4 protein-coding genes are annotated in these 13,496 nt (G+C 54.8%); all 4 read left to right on the forward strand.

All coding sequences use genetic code 11. The features are described 5' to 3' along the window. The first annotated feature begins 65 nt into the window (after window positions 1–65). The 4 genes from IVG45_RS04145 (at window position 66) to IVG45_RS04160 (ending at window position 13,484) form a co-directional block, all read left to right on the forward strand. Complete coding sequence (locus IVG45_RS04145) at window positions 66–10,082, forward strand: filamentous haemagglutinin family protein (RefSeq protein WP_196436627.1); 10,017 nt, start codon at window positions 66–68, stop codon at window positions 10,080–10,082. 399 nt (window positions 10,083–10,481) lie between these two features. Next, window positions 10,482–12,269: a DUF2341 domain-containing protein gene (locus tag IVG45_RS04150; protein WP_196436628.1), complete on the forward strand. Its 1,788-nt coding sequence runs from the start codon at window positions 10,482–10,484 to the stop codon at window positions 12,267–12,269. Window positions 12,270–12,405: 136 nt separating this feature from the next. Further along, the gene (locus IVG45_RS04155; RefSeq protein ID WP_196436629.1) at window positions 12,406–12,810 is read left to right on the forward strand and encodes an ExbD/TolR family protein; all 405 of its coding nucleotides are present in this window, start codon (window positions 12,406–12,408) and stop codon (window positions 12,808–12,810) included. Window positions 12,811–12,821: 11 nt separating this feature from the next. After that, entirely contained in the window at window positions 12,822–13,484 is a 663-nt protein-coding gene (locus tag IVG45_RS04160) for a TonB C-terminal domain-containing protein (protein ID WP_196436630.1), read from the forward strand. The last annotated feature ends 12 nt before the right edge of the window (window positions 13,485–13,496 follow it).

Raw genomic sequence — 13,496 nt, forward strand, 5'->3', positions numbered from 1 at the left:
GAAGGCAATCAAACATAATTCATTCATCGGACATTCGTTTTCGCTTGAAACCCCTGGTTGCGGGTATGCGTATCGTAGTGGCCGGCGGTATGTTCGTTGGCGCCGTTGCCCGTGCTGAATTGCCGATACCCGCTCAGGCATGGGTTAGCTCCGGTAGTGCCACCAATCAAGTGTTGGGGAATACCTTGCGCATTGATCAGCAAACCGATAAAGCCATACTCAACTGGGAAAGCTTCAATGTCGGCCAGCAAAATGTCGTTCAGTTCGTACAGCCGAACGCCACCTCAATTGCGCTTAACCGGATTCAGCAGCAGGACCCTAGCCGGATATTCGGCCAAATCATCGCCAACGGTCAGATTTATTTGTATAACAAAAACGGTTTCGTGTTTGGCAAGGATTCGGTGGTCAATGCCAACAGTGTGCTGGCCAGTACCCTGAATATTACCGATGAAGTATTCAATCGCGGCATTACCAGGGTCTTCGACGAGGATGGGCGCGCGGCGCTGGCGGTTGATGGCGCTTTTGATGCTAGCACCTCGAAAATATTGATCGAGGCCGGCGCCAAGATCAACGTGGATAAGGCTGGCCGGATCATCCTGGCGGCACCGACCATCGAAAATAAAGGTTCCTTAACCGCCGATGCGCAAGGTCAAATCATCATGGCAGCCAGCCAGGACAAGGTTTACCTACAGGCCGCCGATAGTGAAAGCCCGTTTGCAGGATTAGTGGTCGAAGTCGAAACCGGCGGCAAAGTGACCAACGCCGGCGATATTTTGGCGCGCCAGGGCAACGTGACGTTGGCCGGTTTTGCGGTCAATCAGCAAGGCCGCATTAGCGCGACGACTTCGGTTAGCGTGAATGGTTCGATTCGGCTGTTGGCGCAAGAAAAACACGATACCGTGGGCGGCAAATTGGTGGGAACCAAAACCACCCGCGATAACGATTTGGGCGATGGTTTGGGCACCGAGGCCAAACTTAATTTTGCCGGCGGCAGTGTCACTCAGGTGGTCGCCGATAGCGATGGCGGATCGGCGATCGACGAACAGGAACAACCTCAATCCTATATCGAGGCTAGCGGCCACACAGTCAGCATGCAATCCGGTTCCGCCATCGTGGCGCCGGCGGGCAAGGTCAATATTACCGCTACCGATAAACCACAAAGTCCCTTGCAAGGCACGAGCGGCCGTATTTTCATGGATACTGGAGCCGTAATCGATGTCTCGGGTTCAGCCAATGTGGCGGTTCCGATAGAACGCAATGTGGCGGAAATCTCGGTGCAAAGTTTTGAGCTGCGCGATGCGCCCTTGCAAAAGACCGGGCCGTTGAAGGGCGAGACCGTCAAAATCGACTTGCGCAAAGGCAGTAAAATAGTAGACACCAGTGGCGCCGAATCCAGGATTAGCCGCAGTATCGAGGAGCGGCTGGGTACCGGTGGTGAAATCAATCTGACATCGAGCGGCGACGTGGTGATAAACAGTGGCGCTAAAATCGACATATCCGGAGGATCGGTCGATTATCAGGATGGCTATATCAGCACCACCAAGTTATTGACCGAATACGGACGTGTCGTCGATATCAGTGATGCCGATCCCAATGAACGATATGTGGGCATCTTTGGTATTGTCAATGAGGATCATGAGAAATGGGGCGTGTACAAGGAATGGAACATCCTCGACCAATTCGCCTCGGCCCAATTCGAAGCCGGTTATGCGGAAGGTCTAGCAGCCGGTAGTCTGAATATCAAGGCGCCCAATTTAGCCTGGAATGGGCGGTTGATCGCCGGTTCGGGCAATGGGATTTATCAGCGCCGGCCCGGTAATCGGGCCGATGGCGGGCATTTTTTGTTCGATTCGACCGCCTTCGTGACCGCGCTGCAAAAGGTACGGTTTCAGACCGACAAAAACAGCCTCGATATAGGCCAGGATGAGCCGTTTCCGCAAGATCAAGAAGATCAGCCGCAAGCCTTGATATTGTCGACTGAATTAACCAATCGCTCGGAAGTCCAGCATGTGCTGATCAAAACCCTGGCGGAGGTCGAAGTGGCGGCCGATGCCAATATCAACATGGTGCCGGGCGGCGAATTCAACATTCAGGCCGCCGGCATCGATATACAAGGGAAGGTGCATGCGGCCGGCGGTGAAATTACGCTGGCAATCGCCGATTCCCTGGCCGAGTTGAATCTGGGCGAAGGTTCTGAACTGGATGTAGCGGGCCAATGGGTTAACGATTATATGCTGGGTTATACCCAAACGCCGACCGATTCTTTATATGTCGATGGCGGCAAGGTCAAAGTCAATTCGGTGGGTGACCTATATTTGCGCGCGGGCGGTAAAATCAACGCCGACGGTGGTGCATGGTTGGCACAGAACGGTAAATTGACGCCGGGCAAGGGCGGTAGTATTGAATTGATCGCCGATGGACAGGGTTTTGCCAGCCCAAGCCGCTTGCATCTGGACGGAAGCCTGTCGGCGGCGTCGTTAAGCGAAGGAGGCACACTAACCCTGGGCAGTGCGGAAATCGTCGTGGGTGATGGCGTAGCCAAATCAATCGATCCATTAAGGCTTGGGGTCAGCAATGGCCGATTCGATTTCGATCAGGACGGTGGTTTTGCCGAAATCAATTTGATAGGTAACCTGGAAGGTGTCACGGTTTCCGAAGGTACGGAACTGAACCTAAAGACCGCCAATTTGCTGCTGGATGATGACTATAGAGACCATGCCAGCGGTGACCGTCCGCGCGACTTTGCCCAAATGACCTTGCTGGAAGAGCATTTGCGTTCCGGCAATAGCCTGAATCTGTTGGGACGCGGCGATGTCATTTTGGCGACCGGTAGCACGGTGACGATGGATACACAAGGTAGCGTTGGCTTGGTTTCCTCCCAGGGTGGTGTCTATGTCGACGGTAGCATCAATACGCCGGGCGGTAGTATTCGTCTAGCGATAGAATCCTCCGCTAACGCCGAATTCGATGATAGCCAAAGTGTTAGGCTTGGCCCGAACGCACGCTTACTGGCGCGGGGTGCTACCCGTCTGAATCCTCCGGATAGCTTGGGCCGGCAAACCGGCGAAGTCCTGGACGGCGGCCTGGTTAGCTTTGATTTGCAACGCGGCAGCCTGATTTTCGAGCAAGGATCATTGGTGGACGTTTCCGGCACCCATACCGTGTTGGATTTACCCAAGCAAGGCGATAGCGCCGACATCACCACCCCAACCCAGGTATTTGGCGATGCCGGCAAGGTTGACATCTCGGTGGCCGAAGGCGCGGTTTTCGACGGCAAGATCATTGGTCTGGTCGGCTCGGATAGTGCGCGCGGCGGTCGGTTTTCGTTTGCGTTGGATCGGACCCGGCGATCGCCGCCCCAGGAACCGGTGGCGCCTTTTCCCAATAACCCGCTGGTGGTACGGCTCAGAAACGACCAGGAACCGCTATTCGATAGCGATGTTGAGTTCGGCGAGAGCATACCAGAGGTGTACGAGGGGCAGGGCTTCCTTTCGGCCAGCATGTTACAGGATGGAGGGTTTACCGACATTCGGTTGAAATCCCCCGATACCATTCGTTTTGAAGGTAATGTGACTTTAAACGCCAAGGCGCGTATCGATCTGGATGCGGCGGTCATTGACTGGGTGGGGTTGAATGGCGAGGCGAACGGTGTGGTTAATCTGAATAGCGCATTGATTCGGATGGGGTCGAGTCTGCAGCGCGAAGTTAGCGGATTACCGGCCACCGGTGCGGCGATTTTTACCGCCCAAGCTAAATGGATTGAATTGTTCGGCGCTACGCGTTGGGATAAATTCAACGCCATCAGCTTGAATAGCGCTTACGATTTGCGCACGGTCGGTTTGCGCTTCGGCGCCCAGCGCGAGTTTCTAGGCGCGATGGTGACGGCCGCCAACCTGAACCTGAAGGCCGGTCAAATTTATCCGAGTACGCTGAGCAAGTTTACTTTTGCAGTCAGAAACAATGTGCTAGGCCGAATCAATATCTCATCCAGCGGCAATAGCGTTGAAACGCCGCTGTCGGCGGCGGGTAGCCTGAATTTCGAAGCCTCGGCGATAGAGCAGGGTGGCGTGATCAGGGCTCCGCTAGGCGTCATCAATCTGACCGCGGCCGATCATCTAACCTTGCACAATGGCAGCCTGACCTCGGTATCCGGTCAAGGACTGATTATTCCATTCGGCGTGACTCAAGCCGGACTGGATTGGTTGTATCCACTGGATAGCATTCGCAATTTAGTCTTTAACACGCCGCCGGAGAAAAAACTGGTTCTAAACGCGCCGGAACTGATTTTGGAAAAAGGCAGCACGGTTGATGTTTCCGGTGGAGGCGATTTATATGGTTACGAATTCTTGCCGGGTTCCGGTGGTTCGTATGACTATCTCAATACCGGTAGCCAGTCATATCAAGGCGGCTTTGCCATTTTGCCAAGTCTGGGTTCGGAACTGTCGCCTTTCGACCATTACGAATACAACACCCTCGGCTGGTCGCGCGAAATCGGCAGCAAGGTCTATTTGAGCGGTGACAATGATATGGGCTTGGCCGCCGGCGAATATACCATCCTGCCGGCGCACTATGCCTTACTGCCGGGGGCATTTCTGGTAACGCCGCAAACCGGTACGCGGGATCAAACGATTACGACATTCAATACCCAGGGTTTGCCGATAGTCACCGGCTATTATACCGAGGCTGGAGCCGGTACCCGCGACGCGCGCCGAACCGGCTTTCGTATCGAAAACGGTGCCGACGTGCGTTTACGCTCGGAGTACGAAGAGCACTTGGCCAACGATTATTATCCGGCACAGGCCTTGAAAAACGAGACCGTGGCGCCGTTCTTGCCGATGGACAGCGGCCAGATTTCGCTCGTGGCTCAGAATAAACTGGTACTGGAAAGCACTTTCATGGTCGATGCCCTCGCGGGTGGTCGCGGCGCTAGAATGGATATAGCCGCCGATAAGATTCACGTGGTCAGTGGTTTGAGTCAATCGCCGCAAACCGGGGTTTTGGAAGTGCTGGCTAGCGATTTGAACAATCTGAGCGTGGATAGTTTGATGCTCGGTGGTGATCGCGCGCGTAGCGCCAGTACCGGCGAAACCGATATTACGGTGAGGGCGGAAGAAGTGATCTTCACTAGCGGCACTCGTCTCGGCGTCAAGGATTTGATTGCAGTGGCGACCGATAAGGTCGAGGTACAAAGCGGCGCGGCGTTATCGGCCCAAGGTCCGGTCGACACGGGTGACAGGGTTCTTAATGTTACTGGCGACGGGGCCTTACTGCGGTTGTCGGGCGATGAGCAAATAACGTTGAACAGAAGCAATGCGGACGAAGTAAATGGTCAATTGATCATTGCCGCCGGCGCGACACTGTCGGCTTCGGATTCGATGTTGTTGGATGCCACTGATTCGACCATTTTACAAGGCGACATTTTGATGAGCCAAGGTTCGTTGAGTCTGAGCGCCAAAAGAATCAATCTGGGCGAGGTCGACAATCTGGGGGGGAATGCGCTGAATCTGTCCAATCGCAAATTGCTGAATCTGTCGGTGGATGAATTGATTCTGTCGGCCCGGGATAGTATAGGAATTTACGGTAATCTAGGCCTACAAGAAGCGGTTGCTTTCAAGCGCTTAGTTATCGACAGCGCCGGTTTCACCGGGCACGGCCAGTCCGGCAACCGAGGGCGAATCCAGGCCGATACCCTGCGTTTGCAAAACAGCCGAGGCGTCTCCAGTCAGCAGGTTGCGGATGGGTTGGGTAGTTTCGATTTGATCGGCGACAACATTGAATTCGGTAGCGGTAACCTGGTTATGCAAGGCTTTGATGCCGTCAACATTCTGGCCGGCAAGCAATTGCGCGCCGACGGCATTAGCGTATTGGACATTAGGACGGATTTGAATCTATCCACCCCGGTACTGACCGCGTCAGGCGGCGCCGATTTGACTATCGATTCAACCGGGTACAATGTTCAATTTAATGCGTTGTCTTCCACCGAGGAAGTCGCCAGTGGTTTTGGTGCCGCGTTGTCGGTGATTGCCGACAGTATTGCTTTTAACACCCGGGTCTTGCTGCCGTCGGGTCGATTGAGCCTTCATGCCCTATCCGGCGATGTCAGCTTGGGCGGTCAAGCCGAACTGGATTTGGCGGGGCGGGCGGTCAAGTTTGCCGATATTTACGATTACACGCCGGGCGGCAATTTTACCGCCGTCTCGGATCACGGTAAGGTGATATTGGCGGCGGGTTCCCTGGTCGATCTCGACAGCGGCGGCGGCAATAGTGCCGGGGGGCTGTTGAAATTGCAAGCGGCCGAGCAATCGCTGGTGTTGGCCGGTCAAGTCCAAGCCAGGGCCGGTAGTGCCTATGTCGAAGTCGACGGTTTCAGCGCCGGCATCGGTTTTGATGCCCTGATGCAAACGCTGTACGGTGCCGGTGTTAACCAATCGGTTTATTTTCGATCTCATAGCGCTGATATCGCACAGGGTGCAAACTCCATCATCAACGCGCATGACATAACGCTGGTGGCGGATAGCGGCGCGATTGATTTATCGGGTAGTCTGAATGCCAACGGCGGCAGTGAAGGTGGAACAATTGCTTTATACGCCGGTGACGGCATTACCTTGAGCGACGGCGCGAGTCTGACGGCTAAAGGCGATAAGGGCGGCAAGGTATTGTTGTCGTCAACCGACAGCGACAACGACACTATCGGAGGTATCGACATCAAAGCCGGCTCGTTGATCGATGTCAGCGGCAATACCAACGAGCAGGGCGGCGAAGTCACCTTGCGCGCTTTACGTGACGGTAACGGCATCAAGATTCAGCCGATTGCAGGCAACGTGCAAGGTTTTGCCCAACGGAATGCGGTTTACGACGACAGTAACAACTTGGTTGAATACGGCTACAGCGAGTTTTTCGCCGAAGGGGTTCTGAAATATATCGATGCTAATGGTTTGCTGACCAGTGATGACTATGCGGCAATAAAAGCCGATACCGACGCTTACATGACGGCCGGCAATATGCAGGCGGTGACGGCATTATTGGGAGCCCGATTGCGGGCCGGGGTCGAAGTCGATTACAACGGTAATTTAACCGTCAGCGATCGTTGGGACTTGGCCGATTGGCGTTATAGTGACGGTAGCGATTTGGTGATGATGCCGGGCACGCTGACTATCCGCGCCGGAGGAGACCTGCGTTTCGACCAGTCGCTGACGGACGGTTTCAAGGATGGGGTGATTTCGTCGATATTCGGCGATATTCCGTTTAGCGATATGCTGCAAGCCGGTGCCTCCTGGTCTTACCGCCTGACCGCCGGCGCCGACTTGAGCAGCGCCGATATAGCCGCCACCGGCACGATCGGTAATCTAAAAGTCGGCTCGAATACCGCGATACGTACCGGTAGCGGCGACATGCAACTGGTTGCCGGCGGCGACATCGAGTTGGCCGATGCCAGTTCGACGATCTACAACGCCGGCCGTATTGCCGATAGCAATCCTTACGGCAGCCTGGCGTTGCATATGGCAATCGGATCAGCCCCTTATGTCTATTATCCGGTTGACGGTGGCGATCTGCTGCTTCGGGCCGGCGGCGATATTAAAGGCGCCAATACCAGCCAGTTTATCAACGATTGGTTGATCAGGCAGGGTAGCGCGGATTTCGTCACGGATCAGCCGTATCTGCTGCCGGTCGCACAGACTTTGGAGTCGCTGAAAAACGACGCGGCCGGATTGGCGGCCTATAAGGCAAGTTTGCCGGCCGCGGTTCAGGCCCGCATCGTCGACGGTTATCGACTCGATTCACGGGCCTATGCCGAACCGACCAGTTGGGGATTGTTGCTAACTAATTTCCAACAAAATATCGGTTCGTTCGGCGGCGGCGATGTGACTATCAGCGCCGGTAACGACATCGTCGACTTATCGGTGATGATGCCGACTACCGGCAAACAAACCGGCGATCCCGCCTTCGATCCGAATAATCCCGAAACTCTGGCATTGTTCAGCAATAGCCTGGAGATCAGTGCCAGCGGCGACATGCGGGTGGCAGCCGGCGGCGATATCAAGGGCGGCGCCTATTTAATCGGTCAAGGCCAGGCTAGTTTGGTGGCGGGGGGCGAGATTGGCGGCGGTAGCCAATTTAGCACCGGTCCGCAGCTGTTGCTGGGCGACGGTCAAATCAGCCTGTTGGCCAACCGGCAATTGAGCGTGGCCGGGGTGTCGGACCCGATGATTCTGCACGGTGGCGAAACCAACTTCTTTAGTTATACCGACGATAGTGCAATTGCCGCGCGTTCGTTATCCGGCGATGTGCATTTAGGTGCCAGTATTGCCGCGATTGCACCGATTCTGAATCCGGGCAGTAATCAAACCGCCTTGGCCCAAGTTTATCCCGGCACGTTGGCGGCGACCGCGTTTGGCGGCAGCGTGGTACTCGATAGCGACCTGGTGTTGTTCCCGGCGCCGCTCGCGAATGTCAATATATTGGCCGAACAGGATTTCAAATCACAAGGCGCGGCCAGCCGTCTGGCGATGTCCGATGCCGATCGCGGCTTGCTGCCTACTGCATTGACACCATTGGCGCGCAGTAATATGAGCGATGCCAGTGCCAGAATCAATCCGTTCGGTCTGGCCAGTTTTGTGCATGCCGCCACGCCGGTTCACGCCGACGACACCACGCCCGTCAGATTGGTGGCACGGACCGGCAATATCGAAAATGTCCAGATCAATTTGGCGAAAAAAGCACTGGTACAGACCGGCAACGATTTCAAGAACACTTTGTTATGGATTCAACACGCCAACGCCGACGACGGCACTGTATTCGACATTGGCCGCGATTTGAAATACACCAGTAATCGAGATGTCAATGGTCAGTTAGCGCCGAACATCAATGAAATCAAAGTGGCCGGCTCGGGTGAAGTGCTGATCAAAACCGGCCGCCATCTGGATTTGGGCGCTGCGGTCGGAATTTCGACGGTCGGCGACTTGGGCAATCCCGCCTTGGCCGATAGCGGCGCCGCTCTGACTACGCTAGTCGGCCTGAACGGCAAGCAACCCGCCTACGTTGATTTCATCGAAAAATATCTGCAAACCGACAGTGTCTATCCAACCGATGCGCTGCTGGTCGGCGAATTGATTACTGAATACATGCGCGATAAATTCAACGATCCTAACTTGAGTAACGATCAAGCCTGGTCCGCCTTCAAAGCCTTGGAGGCCAATGATTATCTGGCGCTACAACCCAAACTGAATGCCATGCTGGTGTCGGTGTACATGAATGAGATTAGGGCGGCCGGCAGGGCCGCCGCAAAAGCGCCAGATTCGGAAAAAATGGACGCCTATCAACGTGGCTTGAATGCCATAGAGACACTGTTTCCAGACCAGGACTGGCGCGGCGATTTGAGTATGTTCTTCAGCAAGATACATACACTGGACGACGGTACTATTAACTTGTTGGTGCCGGGTGGTGGAATCAACGCCGGTCTGGCGGCCGGAACCGACGCCAAACAACCGTCCGAACTGGGCATCGTGGTGCAGCGCGCCGGCGACATTAATGCGGTGATACGCGACGATTTTCTGGTGAACCAGTCGCGGGTATTTGCACTGGCCGGCGGCGATATCATGTTGTGGTCATCAAAGGGCGATCTCAACGCCGGTGCCGGCGCCAAATCGTCGATCGCCGCGCCGCCGCCGCAAATCACCTTTGACGAAAATGGCAACATGGTTGTCGTGTTCCCGCCTATCGTCTCGGGCAGCGGGATTCGTACCGCGGCGGAAGCCGGCGATATTCCGGGTGATGTCGATTTATTTGCTCTTGAAGGGGTGGTCGATGCCGGCGAGGCGGGTATCAGCGGTACCGGCGTCACCATTTCGGCCACAGCCGTTTTGGGGGCTAAAAATATTGAAGTCGGCGGTATCGCAACCGGTGTTCCGGTGGCCTCGACCGGCAGCCTGGCGGCGGGTTTGACCGGCGCCGGCAATCTGACCGCCGGTGTCAGTCAAATGGCGGAAAGTTCGGTAGGCAATAGTACGGATAAGGATTCAAATCAAGCGGCCAATGCCGTGCTCGGGATGTTGAGCGTGGAGGTGGTAGGCCATGGCGACTAGCATAACTAGACTGTCTGTCGTCCTAGGCTGACGAGGCCGATCCATGCCGCAAGCCTATCAAGGGGCGTTGATTGAGCGGAGCCGAAGTCGGATGTTTTTAGCAGCAGCTTGGTCCGGCAAATGAGTTCGGTTGGAATAGGTTGTAGGCGGAGAAATTGGTTGTTTTGCTAAATCAAACCCTTACCGGCAATGTTCCGCCTCGTGGCCGAGAGGCTGGCATATTCTCGGGGCATCTGCGGGTATGAGCGACAGGCCACATTGGCTCGGGCCTCGAGGAAACATCTCCAATTTTCAGCGCCGAGGCTTGTAGGATAAATACTGCAAAAATTCGCCATCTTGTCATAAAAATGTAAAAAACGGCTGCGATAATTCAGTAAGTATCCTGAATTGAGAATTAGCATGAAGCGTATCGTTACATTAATTTTGATGCTGTCGATGGTGCCGGGTTTGGCCCTGGCTTGGTGGAATGACGAATGGGGTTATAAGAAGAAAATCACTATCGATGCCCAACGGTTGCAGCAAGAAGGCGTCAAGCTGGTAGCCGAAGGCTTGGTGCCGGTGCGTTTGCATACCGGCAATTTTGCTTACTTTGCGGATCTGGCTGAAAACGGCAAGGATTTACGTTTTCTGGCGGCCGACGATAAAACGCCGCTGAAGTTCTATGTCGAAAAATTGGATCCGGTCAATGAAATGGCGTTGATCTGGGTCAAATTGCCCAAGGACATCGCCAACGCGGCCGAGCCGATGATCTGGATGTATTACGGCAATCCGAAAGCGGTCGATGCTCAGGATGCCGGCGGTATATTCGATGTCGCGCAGTCGGTGGTTTATCACTTTGGCCAAGGTCCGGTCACGGACGCCACAGCCTATGCCAATCAGCCCGCCGCGGCAAGCAATACTATCGTCGACGGCGGCGCGGTGGGCGATGCGGCCGCATTCGACGGCAATCAATCGATTCGTATTGCCGCCTCTCCGGCTATCCAGATGATGGCCGAATTTGGTTGGACGGTTTCCGCTTGGGTCAAAATCGATCAAGCGCAGGACGATGGTGTGATATTTGAACGCGATGGACTTATTTTATCCGTTAGGGGTCAGGCGCCGGTTTTGGATTTAAATCGAAAGGAAATCGTCAGTCCGATTAGTTTGAATTTGGCGGCATGGCATCACTTGGCCGTTTCCGGAACCAAGGAAGGTTATACCTTCTATGTCGATGGCAAGGCGGCCGGTATGTTGCCGGCCAGTGTGTCCGTTTTTCAGGGCGACATTAGTATAGGCTCGGCATTGAGCGGTTCACGCGGTTTTGTCGGCGCGATCGACGAGTTCGGTATTGCCAAGGTAGCCAGGGATCAGAATTACTTGCAGTTTGCGGCGATGATGCAGGGGCAAAGTTCGGCGTTGTTGAACTACGGCGAAGACAGTACTCCCGATAGTGAAGGCGAAAGCGAATCCTATCTGGTATCGACGTTGAACAACGTCACCATCGACGGCTGGGTGATCATCGGTATTTTGGGGGTGATGTTTGTGATCAGTACCCTGGTGATGATCGTTAAAGCTATCGTGTTGAGTCGTACCAGTCGCGAAAACAAGAAGTTTGAAGAAGCCTTCAGCAAGCTGGGAACCATGAATATCAGCAAGCTGGATCATCAGGACGAGGAAGGGCAGGCCGATTTCGACGAATCCCCCTTGTTGCTGTCGTTGACCGGTAACCATGCGGCATTCGCCGGTTCTTCCATCTACCGCATCTATCATATGGGGGTGCAGGAAATGAACAAACGTCTGCCGAAAGGCGTGGGTGCCGATGCCGCCGACCAAATTTTGTCGGCCCAAGGCTTGAATGCGGTCAAGGCTTCGATGGATGGCGTGCTGGTGCGCGAGCTACAGAAACTGAATTCGCAAATGGTGCTGCTAACTATCGCCATCTCCGGCGGCCCGTTCCTGGGGCTACTGGGTACCGTGGTCGGGGTCATGATTACCTTTGCCGCAATCGCGGCCAGCGGGGAAGTCAATGTCAACGCAATCGCGCCGGGTATTGCCGCCGCGTTGGTGGCGACGGTAGCCGGTCTGGGCGTGGCGATTCCGGCCCTGTTTGGCTACAACTATTTGGGTAGTCAGATCAAGATGGTGACCGCCGACATGCATGTGTTTGTCGACGAGTTCGTCGCCAAGCTGGCCGAGCAGCATAGCTGATCGATACGAAACTATCATCGAAAAATGCCGAGGATTCGTAGGGTACGCACTGCGTACCTTTTCGACCGGCTCTTGATCGAAATGGTTGCCGGTACGCAATGCGTACCCTACCGAGCTTGACCTACGAGAATATACAATGAAAGTTCAAGAAGAAAACGCCGCGTACGACGAAATCAACGTCACGCCGATGCTGGATTTGGCATACGTGCTGCTGGTGGTATTTATTTTGATGACTACCGCCGCGGTACAGGGCGTCCAAGTCAATTTACCCAAGGCCAGCAACACCCCCAGTTTGGCCAAGCCGCAAACCAAGGCGATTACCGTGACCGCCGACGGCACTATTTTCCTGGATACTTTTCCGGTCACGATGGAGCAACTGGAGTCGACCCTGATGCAGTATAAGGCCGCCAATCCGGAGTTGCCGGTGGTGGTGAAGGGCGATTCCACAGTGCAGTATCAAAGCGTGATCGATATTTTGGCCTTGCTGGGCAAACTGGAAATCACCCAGGTTGGTTTGGTGACGCAAAGTCTTACCAAATAGCGTATTCAGCCATGTCCGAAACAAAGCATTTCCGGGTGTATATCCCCAGAATCATAGGTGGTTTGCTGGCGGCGCTGGCGATTTTTTACGTGGTCAAGGTCATCGTGGATTTCATCGATAAAAAACCGGCCAAAAATGAGAAAAAAATTCAGCCGATCACCTTAATGAAACCTCCGCCACCACCACCACCTCCTCCTCCCAAGGTGGAAAAGCCACCCGAGCCCGAGATCAAGGAGAAAATCGAAGAGCCGGAACCCGAGCCGGAGCCGATGCCCGAATCGCCACCGGATGAAGCGCCAGCACGCGACTTGGGACTGGATGCCGAAGGCACGGCCGGCACCGACGGTTTCGGTCTGGCCGCGCGCAAGGGCGGCAACGGTTTGTTCGGTGGCGGCGGCAATCCCTATGCCAGGTACGACGGATTGGTCTCGAAAGGCATTCTGAACTTTTTGAGCAGCCACGAAGAACTGCGGCGTAAGGGTTATACGGCCATCGTCAAGGTTTGGCTGAAAGCCGACGGTTCGGTCGAACGGGTCGAGTTCACCAAGGGCAGCAACGATGCCGACATTGACGAATTGATCAGCCGCTTGTTGAACAAATTCGACAAAGTCGCCGAGGCGCCACCTCCGGGCATGCAACAACCTATCAAGCTCAAAATTTCATCACGAATTTAATCATCCAACGGG

The sequence above is a fragment of the Methylomonas sp. LL1 genome (assembly GCF_015711015.1).
In the GTDB taxonomy this organism is placed as follows: domain Bacteria; phylum Pseudomonadota; class Gammaproteobacteria; order Methylococcales; family Methylomonadaceae; genus Methylomonas.

What these genes read in the sequence shown, in the direction of transcription:
- IVG45_RS04150 (WP_196436628.1), top strand. Translation starts at nt 10,482, where the DNA reads ATGAAGCGTATCGTTACATTAATTTTGATGCTGTCGATGGTGCCGGGT.
- IVG45_RS04145 (WP_196436627.1), top strand. Translation starts at nt 66, where the DNA reads ATGCGTATCGTAGTGGCCGGCGGTATGTTCGTTGGCGCCGTTGCCCGT.
- IVG45_RS04155 (WP_196436629.1), top strand. Translation starts at nt 12,406, where the DNA reads ATGAAAGTTCAAGAAGAAAACGCCGCGTACGACGAAATCAACGTCACG.
- IVG45_RS04160 (WP_196436630.1), top strand. Translation starts at nt 12,822, where the DNA reads ATGTCCGAAACAAAGCATTTCCGGGTGTATATCCCCAGAATCATAGGT.